General features: G+C 44.3%; 16 protein-coding genes and 1 pseudogene. 13 read left to right on the top strand and 4 right to left on the bottom strand.

The features are described from left to right. Nucleotides 1–8 precede the first annotated feature (8 nt). The 5 genes from C4K46_RS07380 to C4K46_RS07360 all read left to right on the top strand — a co-directional run bounded on the left by C4K46_RS07380 (nucleotide 9) and on the right by C4K46_RS07360 (nucleotide 4,755). Nucleotides 9–284, top strand: a complete 276-nt coding sequence (locus C4K46_RS07380) for a TIGR04197 family type VII secretion effector (RefSeq protein WP_209628254.1) — start codon at nucleotides 9–11, stop codon at nucleotides 282–284. Nucleotides 285–290: 6 nt separating this feature from the next. Then, nucleotides 291–650, top strand: a complete 360-nt coding sequence (locus C4K46_RS07375) for a hypothetical protein (protein ID WP_209628253.1) — start codon at nucleotides 291–293, stop codon at nucleotides 648–650. After that, nucleotides 644–2,326 (top strand): LXG domain-containing protein, encoded by a 1,683-nt coding sequence (locus tag C4K46_RS07370; RefSeq protein WP_209628252.1) that lies wholly within the window; start codon nucleotides 644–646, stop codon nucleotides 2,324–2,326. The genes C4K46_RS07375 and C4K46_RS07370 overlap by 7 nt, the downstream gene beginning before the upstream one ends. A gap of 9 nt (nucleotides 2,327–2,335) precedes the next feature. Further along, a complete protein-coding gene (locus C4K46_RS07365; RefSeq protein WP_209628251.1) occupies nucleotides 2,336–2,956 on the top strand; it encodes a TipC family immunity protein in 621 nt (206 codons plus the stop codon). Between the two features lie 359 nt (nucleotides 2,957–3,315). After that, on the top strand, nucleotides 3,316–4,755 hold the full coding sequence (locus tag C4K46_RS07360; RefSeq protein WP_209628250.1) for a hypothetical protein: 1,440 nt from the start codon (nucleotides 3,316–3,318) through the stop codon (nucleotides 4,753–4,755). Here the strand turns inward: C4K46_RS07360 and C4K46_RS10725 are convergent. Further along, nucleotides 4,739–4,965, bottom strand: a pseudogene (locus C4K46_RS10725) (CocE/NonD family hydrolase C-terminal non-catalytic domain-containing protein); the annotation flags it as partial. The gene C4K46_RS07360 and the pseudogene C4K46_RS10725 overlap by 17 nt on opposite strands. A 105-nt stretch (nucleotides 4,966–5,070) precedes the next feature. Next, nucleotides 5,071–7,347, bottom strand: coding sequence for a Xaa-Pro dipeptidyl-peptidase (locus tag C4K46_RS07350; protein ID WP_209628249.1), 2,277 nt, complete (start codon nucleotides 7,345–7,347; stop codon nucleotides 5,071–5,073). A gap of 105 nt (nucleotides 7,348–7,452) precedes the next feature. Here C4K46_RS07350 and gla point away from each other — a divergent pair, with 105 nt between their 5' ends. The 8 genes from gla (at nucleotide 7,453) to fni (ending at nucleotide 15,670) form a co-directional block, all read left to right on the top strand. After that, nucleotides 7,453–8,322 carry an aquaglyceroporin Gla gene (gla, locus tag C4K46_RS07345; RefSeq protein WP_209628248.1) on the top strand — a complete coding sequence of 290 codons (870 nt, stop codon included), beginning with the start codon at nucleotides 7,453–7,455 and terminating at the stop codon, nucleotides 8,320–8,322. 259 nt (nucleotides 8,323–8,581) lie between these two features. Next, complete coding sequence (locus tag C4K46_RS07340; protein ID WP_209628247.1) at nucleotides 8,582–9,868, top strand: DUF308 domain-containing protein; 1,287 nt, start codon at nucleotides 8,582–8,584, stop codon at nucleotides 9,866–9,868. Between the two features lie 154 nt (nucleotides 9,869–10,022). Next, on the top strand, nucleotides 10,023–10,760 hold the full coding sequence (locus C4K46_RS07335) for a CppA N-terminal domain-containing protein (protein WP_209628246.1): 738 nt from the start codon (nucleotides 10,023–10,025) through the stop codon (nucleotides 10,758–10,760). Beyond that, nucleotides 10,757–11,692, top strand: a complete 936-nt coding sequence (locus tag C4K46_RS07330) for a serine hydrolase domain-containing protein (protein ID WP_209628245.1) — start codon at nucleotides 10,757–10,759, stop codon at nucleotides 11,690–11,692. The genes C4K46_RS07335 and C4K46_RS07330 overlap by 4 nt, the downstream gene beginning before the upstream one ends. A gap of 164 nt (nucleotides 11,693–11,856) precedes the next feature. Continuing rightward, on the top strand, nucleotides 11,857–12,735 hold the full coding sequence (gene mvk / locus C4K46_RS07325) for a mevalonate kinase (protein WP_209628244.1): 879 nt from the start codon (nucleotides 11,857–11,859) through the stop codon (nucleotides 12,733–12,735). Continuing rightward, complete coding sequence (gene mvaD / locus C4K46_RS07320; RefSeq protein ID WP_209628243.1) at nucleotides 12,717–13,664, top strand: diphosphomevalonate decarboxylase; 948 nt, start codon at nucleotides 12,717–12,719, stop codon at nucleotides 13,662–13,664. Before mvk ends, mvaD begins: the two co-directional genes overlap by 19 nt. Beyond that, a complete protein-coding gene (locus C4K46_RS07315) occupies nucleotides 13,654–14,664 on the top strand; it encodes a phosphomevalonate kinase (RefSeq protein ID WP_209628242.1) in 1,011 nt (336 codons plus the stop codon). The genes mvaD and C4K46_RS07315 overlap by 11 nt, the downstream gene beginning before the upstream one ends. Next, on the top strand, nucleotides 14,657–15,670 hold the full coding sequence (gene fni / locus C4K46_RS07310; protein WP_209628241.1) for a type 2 isopentenyl-diphosphate Delta-isomerase: 1,014 nt from the start codon (nucleotides 14,657–14,659) through the stop codon (nucleotides 15,668–15,670). The genes C4K46_RS07315 and fni overlap by 8 nt, the downstream gene beginning before the upstream one ends. A 305-nt stretch (nucleotides 15,671–15,975) precedes the next feature. On the opposite strand, the gene C4K46_RS07305 is transcribed toward fni, so the two are convergent. Next, nucleotides 15,976–17,244, bottom strand: a complete 1,269-nt coding sequence (locus C4K46_RS07305; protein ID WP_209628240.1) for a hydroxymethylglutaryl-CoA reductase, degradative — start codon at nucleotides 17,242–17,244, stop codon at nucleotides 15,976–15,978. Further along, the gene (locus C4K46_RS07300; protein WP_209628397.1) at nucleotides 17,241–18,419 is read right to left on the bottom strand and encodes a hydroxymethylglutaryl-CoA synthase; all 1,179 of its coding nucleotides are present in this window, start codon (nucleotides 18,417–18,419) and stop codon (nucleotides 17,241–17,243) included. The genes C4K46_RS07305 and C4K46_RS07300 overlap by 4 nt, the downstream gene beginning before the upstream one ends. Between the last annotated feature and the right edge of the window lie 95 nt (nucleotides 18,420–18,514).

Genomic DNA, 18,514 nt, shown 5'->3' with positions numbered 1-18,514 from the left:
AGACATTTATGGTAGAAATTAAAAGTAACGGTTCGATCGTGCGTGGTCATGCGACTCGCTTGCAGACAGCCGGCCGAAGCTTATCAGGCCTAGCCGCCATTCAAAAAGATAGCTTAACTACTATGCAAGGCAATAGCAATGCCCAGCAACATGTGGAATTTCTATCCAGTCTAGCAGGCAAGATTGGGGGAGCTCTTAGCACAGCCTCGACCAATCTTCAGAGTGCAGCTAGCGAATTTGAAGCGAGCGACCAAGCAGCGGCTTCTAGTATCAAGGGAGAATAAAGAGCTATGAAGGAGCAAGATAAATGGGAAGCCTTGCGGGCTCAGGAGCTAGAACTAGATGACCAGCTAGCAAGGACGGAGAGAGAACGTTACCGAACTCAAGAGTTGGCTCTGGACTGGCAGGCCTATATTCCCCAAGCCAAAGAGACGAATCAAGAGCTCCTGCTAGCCTATCAAGGGTCAGACCAAGCCCAGCGGATAGAGTTGACGATTAGAGAGCTGGAGAGCTATTCTCTAAAGATTGAGGATAACTACGAGTCACTTATTCAAGCTTATCGTAAAAAGGAGAACCGCTTGCTGGATGACCTAGAGGCTATCGCTCGGCAAAAGCGCAAGCTAGGTCAAGAGGAGAAGAAGTCATGGTAAAGTTAAATTTAGTTCTATCAACCGTTCAAGCCCACACGACAGCTAGCAACTGTCAAGGCCAGCTAGTAGCCTATCAGGCCATTCAACAGGCTATCCAGACCTTTGTAGCCGATAGTGAAAACCTCAAGGGACAAGCTTACGATTCGGCGCGGGCCTATTATTCCGCAGTCTTACTGCCAATCTCCCAAGGAGCAGAACTCTATGTTGAGACGGCCGAGACCTCCATGAAGAATCTTCCCAGTGAGTGCACGGCCAAGTGTGGGGCTTTCCTGCTAGATACAGAGGAAGTCGAGCGTTTGATTCAGAACCAAGCTACCTCAATCTCTGCCCTGGAACTCCAGTATGATTGTCTAAGGGCATCTAGTGTTCCTATGGAGGCTAAGAAGTCCAATCTCGCCTACATGGCCAAGCAAGTGGAGATTCATCAAGGGATTAAGAAAGAATTAGAAGAACAACTCCAAAAATTATTTGACTTTGATGCTTATTCTCCTCAAATCTTTTCTGAAGCGGACGCCTTAAAAGCTGACCTTGAGAAGGGGTTGAGTCAGACAGAGAATAGTTGGGACGCTTCCAGTCAAAGCTTCATCATTTCAGAAGATTTAGCTTGGGCTCGTCATTTAAGCACCCTGCATAGCCTAAAAGATACTAACTATACTGTTCAAGAAAAAGAATTTATCTATAACCTCCAAGAACAGTATGGGTTTGACCTGGAAACAGCTGGACAAATTGTGCAGGTTAAGCGGGGGATTGATAAGGAATTTCCAGATAGACCACAATCTGAAAAAGACTACCTTCTTCTGAGAATTATTGGAGCGGCTAACTATGATGGTCTCAAATGGAACGAAACCGCAGGTTATCTAGGAGGATACTTTAATTATCCTTCTCCCTTAAATGGCGAAAAAGTTCCCTTAAAATTAGTGGAAATCTTAAAGAAACTGGGCTTAGATGAAAAGAAAATCCCTGAATTTCTTTATAATCTGCGCTTGCAGCATGAATTGTCTGGGGCGGATATTAAAGAAGTCAATATAACAGTTTTGAAACGTGAAAAGATGAACGATTACAATGACTATAAGCAAAAAATGGAAGGTGCTGTTGGACATAAATTAACTGATAAGAACTTTGAAGAGCTCTGGACAGAAAAACTAGCAGCTTTCAATGGAAAGAATGATTTTACTCATCAGTCTATCACTATGGCAACTCATCTCTATGATAACCAATTCCGCTTAGCTAATCTCTTAGGGGGACATGAAAATACAAATAAATTATCGGGCTGGAAAGGTGATGTCACTATGGCTGCTGGGGCTAATCCTAGTATGAAAGATGATGACTATAAAGCTGATTTAGATTCTGTGAATCTCATTCACCGAATGGCAAAAGGTCAAAGTTATTTGGAAGCTAGTCGTCAATATTATCAAGATTTGGGAGCTGAAAAAATCAATCGTGCTAAAGAATTTCTGGATAATATGGGTGGCATAGATAAAGTAAAAGATGAAGTTTATAGTACCTTGCCTGATAATGTGGAATACGATGAAAAAACAGAGAGCTACAAACTGAAAGAAAAGAGTGACGGCGAAGCAGAAGCCTTTATCAAAGACTATCCACTACAATTTGGGGATACCGACCGTTTTCTTCGTGCTTTGGAGCAGGAAGCCAATAGTCTAACTGAGTTGAAATAGGTGGCGACAATGAAATTTTTTAAAGAACATAAAACATTATCTTGGTCTATCTCTGGAGTTGTCCTCATTATTGCAGCAATCGTGTATGTAAACGTGTCTACATATCAAGACAAACGGAATATTTTTGACGAGATTTATTATGTGGAAAAGAATATGCATCCCAAACCCAATACGGTTTTGAACGGAATTGAGGGGATTTCTACTCATTCTTATGTGGATTCTAAAGAATTATTTAGTGATTCTGCCCATGAGTCCTATGAAAAAAAATATATTCCTAAAGACTATAGCCATGTTGGTCTGAGTTTTTATTTAAAAAATCCAGAAACTCTTGTTATTTCGTTTGAAAAACAGTTAACGGATAATGTCACAATCCGTGTAGGAAATAAATATCTAGTCGAAAAAAAAAGTTTACAACATTATGTAATGTTTTCTGTGAACGGAAAATATATTGAGGATACAAAACAAATAGCAGACCTACGAAAACAATATAATATCACCGATCAAATGCTTGAACAGTACAACAAAGAAATCCTCAACGACTTTTTCTTGCGCGATTGGTGTAAGGTTTACGACAGTAAATACACGCCTAATAATTGGGGCGAGGTGAAAGTTGAAAAAGGATGGGAATAGGTACTAGCGATTAGATAAATGAAAAATAAAATTACTCCACAAAAAATGATAGTATTTATGATACTTGCTATTTTATATTTAACGTAACCATTATTTGATTTTAGGGGTTACTAGTTTTTCTTTCAATATCGACCTAGTTCGTAGTTTTTCAATTGCAGATAATTAAGTAAAATGAAAAAAGATTCGCTAGTGATGGCGAATCTTTTTTCTGTGTATAGGTAATGCTATTCTTTTCGTTTAACATTATAGCATGTTTGGCTATTAAAGCAAAGTTAAGAGGTTGGGTTTTACTGTTTTTAAATCTTGAAGAATATGGATACAAACCTGTGTTATAATGTAAAGGAAAGGAGCTGTGAGGTATGTCAAAAATGATTGTAGAGAAAGCAGAAGATTTTAAAAGAGATATTAAAGAGTTTCAAGAAAACAATATAAACATTGGGGATATAGAGCGATATTTAGAAGATATAAAAATAGGTATTCAAACAAGTAATGATGAAAAATGGGTAAAGAAAGGAATGAAAGAGTTTTCTTTGGAGAGTTCTCTAAAAGAGGTGCAGATAAGATTTGATTATTTTCAAAAAGATAATAAACTAACTTTTAACTCAATAGATTTATTAGAGAAGCCTAGTTTAAATAAATGGGACAATATTTTTATAGGATTAGACATTATTGTAATGTTATTAGTTGCTTGTTTTATTAAACACAATTATTATGACTTATTAAAGTATAAAAACATGGAAAATGTTCTTCTCACTTTTATTTTTCCATTCGTTCTAGTTTTATCATTTGTATTACGTCTAGTATTTATAAAGGCAAGCAAACAGGAGTATTGGTATGGAAATAACATATTTATTCTTAGGAGAAGATTTATTCGATACATAGATATAAGAGACAAAGTATATTTTTACCCTATCCCTTCGTTACTTTTCTTTTCGGAGATAATATTTTTTAATAATGCAGCACGAGGTTATTATTCATGGAAGCCAAATGAATACAACATAATTATTACTTCAATTATCCTGTTTATAACGATTTATTCACTAATTGGGTTGATAAGAAGTTTTTTTCGGTTCTTAAAAATAAAAATTAGTTTGTTTCTTTCAATTTTATGTATAGTATTTCTTTCGGGCTTGATGGACTTATCTAATTGGGTATTTGTAGCTGCTATATTTGCTCTTACTTACCAATTGTTTTCTGAGGATATCTGGATACTAACAAAAAAGGCAGCTCATCCACTAGGAATTTTTAAATCCAGCACTTATAATCAAGAAACTTTAAAGAGAAATATATTTAAACTTACTTTACAAGCCCAGATTGTACTTTTACCTTTTTATTTATCTATACTTTTATCTAATAAATACAGACCTTTCGCACGTTTACTTAACTCACTAAGCGGCAACAAACCTGATATATATTCTGATGCCTTTTATTTAGGAGTAGACAAACTTATCTTTTTATTTATTCTATTGATTATAGTTTTGGGAGTATACAAAAATTTAAATACAAATACAAATCTAAAAACAATAATTTCTAATCTGGAAGGTTTTATATATAAGGATTGCGAATACTCGTCAGAAATTGAGCCCGAATTTGTTGAGCAACTGGTTTTTTATAAAGGTGAAAAAGTTCCAGCAGAGGCGGCTATAAAGAATATTAAATATTTGCCAAAAGAAAGCCATATTTATTGGTTAGTTGAACCTTCAGATGAATTAGAAGAAGCTATCGTCATCGTTAGATATCCAGTGGAAGCCAAACAGAAACCATACAAAGGGAATGTGAAGCTCAAAGTGGAAAGTTAAAAAGATATCTCTGATTAAACTCCACAGTCAGCTGGTAGTCGGGTCCTATCGCAGACGGTGACTTTCAAAGTCGGAGTTGTAAAGGACTAGGCGGAGCTTGTAAATGGTTGGCTGTAAATCAAGGCTGAAAGTCATCCATTGGTTAGGCGTGACTTCCTCTACCGTCAGCAAATCGGTGCGGTTTTGTAGGTTGAGATAGCCCTTTAGGAGTTGTTTAATGGTCAGAAATAGTTACGATATTTACCAAAAAGTTCAGTAAAAAGCATCCAGTGCGGTTTTGTCCTACCTTGGATGCTTTTTTTGCTTTAATATTTTTTATTTCTCTTCCACTGGCACTTCCAAACTGGACTGCTCCAAATCTACGGTCAGCTGATAGTCGGTCTTGTCGCGGACGGTGATTTCAAAGTCAGTGGTGTAAAGGAGGAGGCGGAGGGTATGGCCGGCCTCTAGTTTATAAATGCTTGGTTGCAGTTCCAGCTCAATCGTCATCCATTGGTCGGGAATGACTTCCTCCACCGTCAGCAAGCCCTTGCGATTTTGCAGGTTGAGATAGCCCTTGCTGATGCCCCGATGGGGTGTTTCGATAAAGGGCAACTCCATCAAGTTATCCAGCATATAGTAGCGGCCATTATCCATGCTTCTGGGCTGGATAGGATGAGGGATAGGGGTCAGGCGTTTTTTCCTGCCATAGTCTAGGACCTGGACTGAAAGGAGCCCCTTATCGCTACTGGACTTGAGCCGGGTCTTGAGCTTGATAGGACCGTTGATAAAGAGGTCTTTTTCCAGGGTCAAATCAATAGTCACAGCCTGGGCCTTATCCTCATAGAGATCGGCCAGAAAGTCTCGATAGTTCTTGCCATAGCGCTGGTAGTCTTGTTCGCTATAAGCGTTTTGAATGATTTCTAGGCCTTTGCCTAGATTGAAATACTGCTTGTTCTCACTGCCAAAATCATTCAGACTGAGCCAGGTTTGTGCCTGGCTATTATCCTGCCAAATGACAGGAGGAAGGGCAAAGTCCGACTTCAATCCCAGTAATTTTTGTGCTAAAAGAGCATTCATACTTTCACGAAAGTCGATGGATTGCCAGTTATTCAGATAGACGTGGGCACCGTTGTGGAAAAAGAGGTGCTTTTTTAGTCCCTTTGGTAGGGCCTGGAACATCTGATAAACATGGCTAGGTTTGACATTCCAATCCTGGGAACCGTGGGTAAAGACAACTTGGGCCTTGACTTTGTCGGCGTGTTTGAGATAGTTGCGGTCATGCCAAAATTGGTTGTAATCACCACTAGCTCGGTCTAGGTCCTTCTCTAAGTCCCGGACAAATTTTTGATAGGCAGCCTTGTGGTGGAGGGCATCTCCGGCCCTGAGATTGCGGGAATAGGTCAGCTCGGTCAGGCTTTCAAAGTCCTCGCCAGGGTAGCCGCCAGGGCTGGTGACTAGGCCGTTTTCTCGATAGTAGTTATACCAGGACGAGATGCCGGCTTCTGCGATGATGACCTCCAAGCCCTCTACGCCAGTGGTAGCCAGTCCATTGGACATGGTTCCTAGGTAGGAAATACCGGTGGTTGCCACTTTTCCATTGGACCAGTCGGCCCGGATTTCCTTTTGTCGGATGGGACTAGTAAAGGCGCGACAGCGACCATTGAGCCAGTCGATAACATTTTTAAAGGCCTCGATTTGATAATAATCACCACTGGTCATCAGCCCTTGTGAATCCTTGGTCCCGACTCCCGATACATAGATATTGGCAAAACCGCGGGGCAGGAAATAGTCATTGAGGGTGTAGGTGCTGATATGACCGAGTTTTTCCTGGCTCTCTTGGACCAGTTCTGCCTGACCCAATGGATCTACCAAGTCAAGAGTCCTTTCTTTGACCTCAATTTGATGGGGAGTTTTCTTAAGTAAGTCCACGTTCATATTGTGGAGGGCCTGGTCGCTGGCCTTATCGTTGGTCCCTTGGTGGTAGGGGCTGGCAGTCATGACTGCGGGGATTTTTCCTTCATAACGGGGGCGGATAAGGGAGACCTTGACCAGATCGGGCAGGCCGTCTTTATCTGTATCTACCCTGGTTTCTACATAGACCACCTCACGAATGACATCATGGCTAGAAAAAGTCGCTAAGCTTTTGCCATTAAAGAAATGATAATCCTGATTTTCAGGGATGAGCCCTTCGCTAACAAGCTTATCAATCAGCAAATTCCCGCTCTTGGTCCGGCAGTTAAGGAGCTGGTAGAGGTTTTCTAGTAGCCGTCCATAGCAGATAGGAAACTTAATTTGCTGGCAAAAGTCTTGGAGCTCTTCAAAGTCAACAAAGGGAACAAACTCTAAGATTTGGAGGGCGACCATGGTGAAAATCTCCTGGCTTAAGGCTTGGTCTGACTGAAAGAAGGCCAGTAAATTAGTCTCGGAATCTGCCAGCCAACTTTTTAGGAGGTAGTCGATTTCTTGATAGGAGGGAGAGGCCCAGTCAAGAAAGTTCCGCAAATTATCCTTGTCACTGGCCTGCTGGTCAAAAATAAATCCCAAGCTAGCTAGCTCGGCCAGCATGGTTTCATCAGAGACTTTTGTATAACTATACTGGTTATAACGCATATTTTTTACCTCTTTTTTCAAATTTATAGGGAAAGGACCTTTACATTCTCCATTATACTTGATAAAATAGTCTTTGTCTAAAAATTTTTTAAGGAGAATAGATACATGGAATTCACATGGGCTGTGAAATATATCACAGAATTTCTTGGAACAGCCTTCCTGATTATTTTGGGAAATGGGGCAGTTGCCAATGTTGAATTGAAAGGAACAAAAGGTCATCAAAGTGGCTGGCTGGTAATTGCAGTTGGTTACGGTATGGGGGTTATGATTCCAGCCTTGATGTTTGGAAATGTTTCAGGTAACCACATTAATCCAGCCTTTACCCTGGGTCTTGCGGTTAGTGGCTACTTCCCTTGGGCGCAGGTTGCTCCCTACATTCTAGCTCAATTACTTGGAGCTTTTGCGGGACAATTCTTGGTGACTCTGAGCCACCGTCCTTACTACTTGCAAACAACGGACTCAAATGCTATCTTGGGAACCTTCTCAACGATTGTAAGTGTGGACGATGGTAAGAAAGAAAGCCGTAATGCTGCCTTGTTAAATGGGGTTATCAATGAGTTTATCGGTTCCTTTGTCCTCTTCTTTGCAGCGATTGTAATGACCAAACATTTCTTTGGTGCAGAGGCTGTTCAATTTGCTAAACAGCAGGTCAGCCAAACAGGTCAAGCAATTGACTTTAACAGTCTCCAAGTCAAGGCTCAGTTGGCATCTGTCACTTCAGCAGGTTCTGCGGTTGCCCATATGGCTCTTGGTTTCTTGGTTATGGCTCTGGTTACTTCCTTGGGTGGACCTACTGGACCAGCCCTCAACCCAGCGCGTGACTTGGCTCCTCGCTTCCTGCACTTTATCCTACCTACTTCTTTCCTTGGACCAGCCAAGGGTGATTCAAAATGGTGGTATTCATGGGTGCCGGTTGTGACACCGATTATGGCAGCAATTATTGCAGTTGCCCTTTATAAATTTATCTACGGATAAGCTTGATTTTCCGTAAGAATAGAAGATCTCTTTTGCTGCTAGCAGTCTTTCTTGAAAAGGCAGAGCTAAACTTCAAAAGGTTAGCGGGTCTTTTACAGATTAGGAATATATGTGAGAGGTTGGGGACTTTGGTCTCAGCCTCTTTCGCTATCTGCCCCCTAGGTACTTTAAGAGCAGGCTGGCTTGTCTAGTCAGCCTGGCTCTTGAGCTTAGGGGCGGCAAGGGGGGAAAGCCCCCTCTTTTTTCTTAGGAGTGAGCCATGCAGGAAAAATTAAGGGCCGTCAGTCGGCGGCGGACCATTCTCTTTGGCCTTGTCGCCCTGATTTTAGGGGCTATTGTCCTATGGAATGGAAATTTAGTAGCCCGTTTAGGGATTAGTTTTTTAAGTCTTTATCTAATGGGGACAGGACTCTCAGACCTTTTCTTCCGCTTTGTCCTTAGGCGTAAGGAAGTGTCTAGTTTGGCGGCTTTTTGGCGACTCTTAATCGGTCTAGGTTTGGATTTGCTCAATGACTATACCAGCCTCCCCCTCCATACCATCCTTTTGATCTTAGGGCTCTACCAGCTCTTTATGGCTTTTATCTATGGGGTAACCTACTTCCTCTTTCGCCAGAATAAAATCAAGGGAGGTTTTCGTTTCCTTTTAGATACTCTTATTTATACGGTCTTGGGCCTTTCGACTATTATTGCCCCCAGTGCAGATCGGGACCTCCAATTCGTTTTTTTAGGTTTTTATCTGATCTCACTGGGCCTGTCCAATCTCAGAGATGGTTTTTTCTTTGATAATGATGAGGACCGCCATACTCTGAAACGGCGGACCAGAATCAGCTTGCCCATTGTCATTGCAGCCTTTGTACCGGCTGAGCGACTCAATCAGTTTAATCGTTTTTTGCAGGGACGAAAAGAGCAGGCAGATCTAGCAGAGTCCCTTCAAGACAAGTCTTGGCCAGAGGAAGCGAAAGAAGGTTTTAGCTCCATGGAGGTCTTTATCCATACCTCCCAGACCAACTTTTTCGGGGCCCTGGGCCATGTTGATATTTGCTACCAAGGTCAGGTCATTTCCTATGGTAATTATGACCCTTTTTCAGAACGCTTGTTTGGTATGGTGGGAGACGGAGTCCTCTTTAAGGTGGAGCGTGAGGCCTATATCGACCTTTGTAAGAAAGAGAGTCAAAAGACCCTCTTTGTCTATCAACTCCAGCTGACCAAGGAGCAGGACCAGGCTATAAGGGAGCGTCTGGCCGAGCTGGATGACTTGACCTACCCCTGGGAGCCCTCTAGTCGGCTTAAGGACGGTAAGCCCATCTATCCCTACCATCTCAAAAAGGATTTGGAAGCGGAGATTTATAAGTTTAAGGATAGCCGTTTCAAGACCTACTTTGTCCTATCGACCAACTGTGTCCTTCTGGCTGATTCCATTTTGGGCCGGGCCGGGACAGATATTGTCGATCCCCAGGGAATCATTGCCCCGGGGACCTATCAGGCCTATCTTCAATATGAGTTGGCCTCCAAGCGTAGTTTGGTCCTGGCTGAAACCATTTATTAGCCACCTTTTAATCTTACTTGCCTATCTACCGACTAGATGGAATATGATGTAAAAAAATGTTTGTATGAATTTCAGCAAACATTTTTTTATTCTGCGTATAATTATTTGTAAAATTCTCAAAAATTTTTTAAAATAGAAAGGCTTGGAGGAAATTATGGGTAAAAAAAATCAAATGATTCAAACGATACCAGTAGTAAGAGTAAATAATCGCAACCGGAATTTAAAGTTCTATCTTGAAAGTCTGGGCATGAAGAATCTGCTAGAAGAAGGGGCAACTGCCAGTCTAGGAGACCAAACAAAGACAGAACGCCTCCTCTTAGAGGAAGTACCTAGTACTAGGGCTCGCAAGGTGGAAGGAACCAAAAAACTAGGACGAATTATTTTTAGGGTGGCCGAGGCCAGCGAAGTCGAGAGTCTCTTGGCGGATTTAGCAGGAGACTATGAACTCTACCAAGGTCCTAAGGGCTATGCCTTCTCGCTTCAATCACCAGAAGGAGATACTTTTTTGCTGCATGCAGAAGCTAGCTATCTAGACTTAAAGCCCTTAAGTGAGCGACCAAGTTTTAAAAAAGCAGCTGATTTTCAAGGCCTGAGTCAGTTTGAGCTGGAAAAGATTGAAATTTGTGTCCCTCAAGTCCAGGAAAGTCAGAGCTTTTACCAGAAGCTCCTGGGAACAACAGACCTCTTGGACTTTAAGGAGGCTCAAGGAGCTGACTTGACTACGTCGGATTTTGTCTGGGACTTGTCCATGCTCAAGTTTCAGCTGGCCGATTTTGAGGTGGCTGACTTAGCAGTCCGGCTCAAGCCAGACCAGTATTTCCTACCTAAATCTAAGAAGTTCTTCTTAGTTGCCGATCCGAGCCAGATTGAGCTGTGGTTTGAAGCCCTATGAGCATCGATTCTATTCTAGCCAAGATAGAGGACCAGTTGGCCAATCAGATCTATCCAGGGGCCAGTCTCGCCCTCTATCGTAAGGGCCGGTGGCAAGAATTTTATCTGGGTCTGAGTCACCCTGAGCAAAATCTAGCGACCAGGCCAGGCTTGATTTATGACTTGGCCAGTGTCAGTAAGGTGCTGGGTGTTGGTAGCCTGGTTATTCTTCTCATCAAAAAGGGAGAGCTAGAGCTGGACCAGAGCCTCAAATACTATTATCCAGCCTTTGTGCATGAGGAGACTAGCCTTAGGCAGTTATTGACCCATACATCGGGCCTCAACCCCTTTATTAAAAATAGGAGTCAGCTCAATCAGGACCAATTAAGGCAGGCCCTTAACCAGCTTGAGCTAGAAGAGGATAAGTCCTTTCGCTATACAGATGTCAACTTTCTTTTGCTGGGCTTTATGCTGGAGGAAATCTATGGGGAAGATTTGGACCAGATTTTAGAGCAGGAAATTTTTAGAAACTGGCAATTAAAGGAAACCTGCTTTGGGCCAGTAGAGGGAGCAGTCCCGACTAGCAGAGGAGGCCAGTCAGGAATGGTCCATGACCCCAAGGCCCAAGTTTTAGGTCCCCATACGGGCAGTGCAGGTCTCTTTTCTAGTCTAGCTGATCTCGAGCTCTTTTTGGACCACTATTTGAAGGATGATTTTGCGGCAGATTTGGCTCAAAATTATAGTCTGCTAGCTGGCAAGACCAGAAGTCTGGCCTGGAATTTAGACCAGGATTGGCTGGACCATACGGGATATACCGGCACCTTTCTTATGTATAACCGCAAGGAAGAAAAAGCAGCAATCTTTTTATCCAACCGGACCTATGAAAAAGATGAACGAGAAGAGTGGATTGTGGACCGCAATCAGCTGATGGATTTGATAAAAAAAGAATTGTAAACAGGTTTGCGTCTAACTAAATCAAGGGGAGTGGAGCAGGACTATTTTCTGAGGAGACTAGTTCTTGTTCTGGTCCCCTTTTTTGCTGGAAATAGATACAAAAATCGCTTTTTTCCAAAATTTATATTAAAATATAAAGTGAAAAGAAGTAATCGAGAAAGAAGATGACCAAAGAAATAGGTGTCGGTAAGGCACATAGTAAAATTATTTTAATCGGGGAGCATTCGGTGGTCTATGGCTATCCGGCCTTGGCCCTACCCCTTAACAATATCGAAGTGACCTGCCAGGTCCTGCCTGCCGATAAGGTTTGGCGTCTCTATGCCGAGGATACCCTGTCCATGGCTGTTTTTGCCTGCCTGGAACATCTGGGTATTGAGGAGGCCAAGATTCGCTGCCAGGTCAAGTCCATGGTCCCTGAAAAGCGGGGCATGGGCTCTTCTGCCGCTGTTAGTATTGCAGCTATTCGGGCTGTCTTTGACTACTATGACCAAGAATTGGACGCCCAAACTCTGGAGATTTTAGCTAATCGAGCGGAGATGATTGCCCACATGAATCCTAGTGGTCTAGATGCCAAGACCTGCCTGAGTGATGTAGCCATTAAGTTTATCAGAAACTTTGGTTTTTCAGAGATAGACCTAGACTTATCAGCCTATTTGCTGATTGCAGATACAGGAATTCATGGTCATACCAGAGAGGCCATTCAACAGGTTGAAAGACTGGGTCAGAAGGCCCTGCCCCTGCTTCAGGAGCTGGGAAATTTGACCAAGATTGTCGAAAGGGCCATCTCCATCAAAGATTTGATAACGCTGGGGCAGGCCATGACTAGGGCCCACCAAAAATTGGCCCAGTTGGGTGTGAGCTGTCCCAAGGCTGATAGCTTGGTTGAGCAAGCTCTGGAAAATGGAGCTCTGGGAGCCAAGATGAGTGGGGGCGGCCTGGGAGGTTGCGTGATTGCCCTGGTGAGGGAGAAAGCAGAAGCTGAAAGTTTGGCTTTATTATTAAGAGAGAAAGGGGCTATCAACACATGGATCGAAAGCCTGTAAGAGTGAAATCTTACGCCAATATTGCCATTATTAAATACTGGGGCAAGCAGGATGCCAAGAATATGGTGCCGGCGACCAGTAGTATTTCTCTAACTCTAGAAAATATGTATACCGAGACCTCCATCAGTCCCCTGGGGGAAGCCAGCAAGCAGGATGAATTTTACATCAATGGCGTCCTGCAAAATGAGGCAGAACACGCCAAGGCCAGTAGGGTCTTGGATCTCTTTCGGCCAGCAGGGGCAGGCTTTGTCAGGATTGATACGACCAATAATATGCCGACCGCCGCTGGTCTTTCTTCTAGCTCCAGCGGCCTATCAGCCCTAGTTAAGGCCAGCAGTGAGTTTTTTGGTAAGCATTTGGGGACTAGAGACTTGGCCCAAAAAGCCAAGTATGCTTCGGGCTCTTCGGCCCGTAGTTTTTATGGTCCCTTGACAGCCTGGGACAAGGATAGCGGAGAGGTCTATCCTGTTTCAACCCAACTCAAGCTAGCCATGATTATGCTGGTTTTGCATGACCAAAGAAAGACGGTCTCTAGTCGTGAGGGAATGAAGCGTTGCGCTGAGACCTCCACCAACTTTGCCGACTGGGTAGAGCAGTCCCAGAAGGACTACCAGCAGATGTTGACCTATCTCAAGGATAATGACTTTGCCAAGGTGGGCGAGTTGACCGAGAGCAATGCCTTGATGATGCACTCGACTACTGAGACGGCCAATCCTCCCTTTAGCTATTTGACCGCTGAAACCAGGGAGGCTATGGACTTTGTCAGAAGCCTCAGGGCTGCAGGCGAGTCCTGCTACTTCACTATGGACGCTGGTCCCAATGTCAAGGTCCTCTGTCTAGAAAAGGATCTGGATCATCTGGTCAGTCTTTTTGAAAAAAAGTACAGGCTGATTGTCTCCAAAACTAAGGATTTGCCCTATGAGGACTAAAAAAGAAGTTAAGAGCTGTGGCAAGCTCTACTGGGCTGGGGAATACGCTATTTTAAGCCCCCATCAAGGAGCCATTATCAAGAACATCCCTATTTATATGAGGGCTAAAATTGAGCCAGCTTCTGACTACCAACTGGCCTCCAGCCTCTTTAAACACCAGGCTAGTCTAGCTTTTGATCCAGCCTATGCCCTTATCCAAGAGGCCATTCAGCTTATGAATGTTTATCTGACCCAGCAAGGTCTAAGCCCGGAACCCTTTAAATTAGAGATTCTGGGAGCCATGGAAAAAGAGGGCAAAAAATTGGGGCTGGGCTCCAGTGGCAGTGTCCTGATTTTGACCCTAAGAGCTGTGGCTAGTTTCTATAATCTTGAGTTAGAGCCCGACATCTTGTTTAAACTGGGAGCCTATCTGCTTCTAAAAAGAGGAGATAATGGGTCTATGGGGGACTTGGCCTGCATTGCCTATGAGGACTTGATTTATTACCAGTCCTTTGACCGCCAAAGTTTGAGAGAAAAGATTAAGCAGGCTTCTTTTGATGAGGTCTTAAGAGCGGATTGGGGCTATCAGATTCGGAGGATTCATCCAGCCCTTACCTTTGATTTTCTGGTTGGTTGGACCAAGGAGCCGGCTATCTCCAAGGATTTAATCGACCAGGTCCAGGAGGCTATTAGCCCTAGTTTCTTATCAGCCAGCCAGCAGGCAGTGCTAAAAGCGGAGCAGGCCCTGATAAAGGGGGATAAGCCAGCCTTAAAAGCAGCTCTGACTGAAAATGCAACTTGCTTAGCTAGCCTTCATCCAGCCATTGGCCATCCTAAGTTGGAAAAATTGATGGAGGCTAGTCGAAATCTGGATGCCCTAGCCAAAAGCAGTGGAGCTGGCGGAGGGGACTGCGGAATTGCTTTAGCCTTTGATGACCAGGCCAGCCAGACCTTGCTAGAGCTGTGGCAGGATGCAGATATTGACCTAATTTACCGAGAAAGGATGGGCCAGCATGACTGAAAATAGGAAAGACGACCACATTAAGTATGCCCTAGACCAGCCAGAATTTTATAACAGCTTTGATGATATGGAGTTGATACATAGTTCTCTGCCGGCCTATGATTTAGAGGAGATTGACCTATCGACCTTCTTTGCTGGTCGTAAATGGGACTTTCCCTTTTACATCAATGCCATGACCGGAGGGAGCCAGAAGGGCAAGGCCATCAACCAAAAATTAGCCCAACTAGCAGAGGCCTGTGGCCTCTTATTTGTGACCGGCTCTTATAGTGCAGCCCTAAAAAATCCCCAGGATGACTCCTATCCATCTCGCAAGAGCCAGCCCCAGCTACTCTTGGCGACCAATATCGGCTTAGACAAGCCCCTAGAGGCTGCTCAAGCGACCATTGAAGCAGTAGATCCTCTCTTTTTACAGGTCCATGTCAATGTGATGCAGGAGTTGCTCATGCCCGAAGGAGAGCGAAAATTTAAGCACTGGCCAGCTCATCTAGCTAGCTACGTCCAAAACTTGCCCTGTCCCTTGATTCTAAAAGAAGTTGGCTTCGGCATGGATAAAAGGAGTATGGAGCGGGCCTATCAGCTAGGCATTAGAACGGTCGATTTGTCCGGCCGAGGGGGGACTAGTTTTTCCTATATTGAAAATCGGCGCAGTGGCTCCCGAACCTATCTAGATCAGTGGGGCCAGTCTACTTTACAAGCTCTCTTGCAGGCCCAGCCCCTTCTAGACAAGCTAGAAGTCTTGGCTAGTGGAGGAGTCAGACACCCTCTGGATATGGTTAAGGCCCTAGTCTTGGGAGCAAGAGCTGTCGGCCTTTCTCGGACCATGCTGGACTTAGTAGAGAGCCATTCCTTGGAAGAAGCGATTGAGATTGTGGAGGGCTGGAAGGCAGACCTTAGATTGCTGATGTGTGCTCTCAACTGCCAAAATCTAGCTGATTTAAGAAATGTCCCCTACTTACTCTATGGCCGACTCAGGCAGGCCCAGGGCCAGTTGGAAGAAAAGGAATAAAAATAGATGCTTCTAGCGATTAGAGACAGAGTAATTTTTACCAAAATAAACAAGAAAACTCTTAGAGAGCCAGCATCAGTTGGTCCTACTAAGAGTTTTTTGCTATAAAAAATAAGAAAACTTGCGGTCGGTCTTTAGCTTGTCTTTTGCCTTTCCAGCCAATCTCAAATACAAGCGAAAAATCAGCTATTCATTATTTTGAATAGCTGATTTTTGCTTATTTTGAAAGTAGGAGTCCCTTGAAACTAGCTTTTTGCCCTCCACGATAGGTGATAAGGAGCTAGTTTTCTTAGTTTTTCCAAGTCTTATTTTTCACGAAGTTTTTCTAGGTTCTCCTTGGCTGCTTGCAGATTAAAGTTCTTGCCGGCAATCAGCTCTTTAACTAGGGGGGCGATTTCTTCTTGCTGGGCACCTGCCTGTAGGGCCAAGGACTTAGCCTGAAGCTTCATGTGGCCGGCCTGGATTCCAGTAGTTACCAGAGCCTTGAGGGCAGCAAAATTTTGGGCCAGACCGACTGCCACTATGATGGAAGCTAGTTCCCTAGCCTGGGGTTGGCCCAGAAGTTCAAAGCTGGCCTCGACAGTTGGATTGAGGCCGATAGAACCTCCCTTGCTAGCAATAGGCATGGGGAGGGTCAACTCTCCCCTTAGTTTTCTTTGGTCTGGGTCCAAGGTCCACTTGCTCAGCCCCCGATACTGGCCACTACGGGCAGCATAGGTATGGGCTCCCGCCTCAATGGCCCGCCAGTCATTACCGGTCGCAAGTACCAGGGCATCAATTCCATTAAAGATTCCCTTGTTGTGGGTGCTGGCCCGATAGGGATCGATTTGGGCTAGGCGACTAGCCAACTCCATTTTCTGGGCAATCTCCTGGGCTTCTTCCTTGTTGCGGCTCAGATAGCGCAGGTCGACCTCACAAGTAGCTGTCACTAGGCTATTGGTAGCATAGTTGGACAGGATAGCCATCAGGGACTGGCCTTGGCTTAGTCGCTCTAGCTCGGGACTCAGGGCCTCTAGCATGGTATTGAGCATATTGGCTCCCATGGCCTCCTGACTATCCAAGCTCAAATAGACCAGCAAGAAGTCTTCCTTGCTTTCCACCCAAAGCGAACGGGCTCCGCCCCCCCGCTTGAGGATAGACGGATAGGCAGCATTAGCTAGGTCTAGTAGCTCTGCTTGGGCCGATAAAATCTTCTTTCGGGCCTCTAGCTGGTCAGGGACCTGATAGAGGGCTACCTGACCAATCATTTGTCGCTCATGAACCAGACTATTAAAACCACCAGAGCGTTTGATAATCTTGGCAGCAAAGCTAGCTGCGGCGACTACCGAGGGCTCTTCTGTGACAAAGGGGACTTGGTAGGTCTGACCATTCACCAGAAAGTCTGGCACGAGGGCATAGGGCAGGGCTAGACTAGCCAGGGTGTTTTCTGCCATTTGCTCGGCCACATTTAGGGGTAGGGTTTCATTCTTAGCCAAGAACTCTTCTTTTTCCTTGGAAAGAAGACCTTTTTGGGCTAAAAAATCCAGTCTTTCCAGTCGCGTTTTTTTGGAAAATCCAGTCCAGTTTACTTTCATGCTTCTTTTTTTACCTTACTGTATTGGCGTTGGTGCTGGTTGACACCAGTCAGAGCAAAGTTTTGCTGGTCATAGCCTGCTAGGCTAGCCGAGCCAGTCTCGTCTAGCTGGATTTCCTCAAAGAAAATCCTCTCATAGTCAGCCACCGAAAGGCTCTCTCTTTGGTCCAGCTCCTCCAGTCGGTTGGTCTTAAGTTCTTGCCTAAAGTTCTCAACCAGATTCATACTAAAAATCTCTGAAACAGCTCCACTACCATAGCTAAAGAGAGCGATTCGATCTCCAGCCTTGAGCTGGGGACTATTTTCCAAGAGGGAGAGTAGGCCCAGGTAGAGAGAGCCGGTATAGATATTTCCCACCTTTTGGCTATAGATGATAGACTGGTTAAAGTTTTGGGTCAATTCCTCCCTTTTAGCAGGCTCTAGGCTCTTATCCATGATTTGCTTGAGGCCCTTGAGGGCTAATTTAGGATAGGGCAGATGAAAGTTGACTGCGGCAAAGTCTTTGAGGCTGAGGCCAGAGCGTTTCTGATATTCGGTCCAGCTGGTCTTTAAACAGTCCAGATACTGCTGGGTAGAGTAGAGGCCATTGACAAAGGGAGTGCTGGAGTAGTTGGGACGCCAAAAATCCATGACATCGCGAGTTTGAGCTACATTATCATCATTGAAAGTCAGGATACGCGGGTTAGCGGTCACTAGCATGGCAATAGAGCCCGCCCCCTGGGTCGGCTCACCCGGTGTTCCAATCCCATACTTGGCAATGTCGCTAGCAATTACCAGAACCTTGGAGTCGGGCCGTTTTTCCAGATGGAGTCGGGCATAGTCCAGAGCAGCCGTTGCCCCATAGCAGGCCTCCTTAATCTCGAAACTCCGAGCAAAGGGCTGGATACCTAGGAGACCATGGATAAAGACGGAGGCAGCCTTGCTCTGGTCGATAGCGGACTCGGTAGCTACAATCACCATATCAATCTGGTCCTTGTCCTCCTGGCTTAAGATAGATTCGGCAGCGCTAGCTCCCAGTGTGATAATATCTTCGGTAACTGGAGCAATACTCAACTCCTTGAGTAGCAGTCCCTTGCTTAGTTTATCAGGATCTGTCTGCCTAGCCTGGGCCAAATCCTTTAATTTCAATACATAGTTACTGGTTGCAAAACCAATTTTATCAATTCCGATAATCATCATAAAACCTCTTTTATTTAGTTTGATTGTTAAGAGTATCTTGGCAAAATCTATTTTACCATATTTAAAGATAAAAGAGCTAAAAAAGCCTCTAT

The organism is Streptococcus oricebi (genome assembly GCF_017883985.1).
In the GTDB taxonomy this organism is placed as follows: Bacteria; Bacillota; Bacilli; order Lactobacillales; family Streptococcaceae; genus Streptococcus; species Streptococcus oricebi.
Note: the sequence above shows the minus strand (reverse complement) of the source record. Positions and strands in the feature narration are given on the sequence as shown.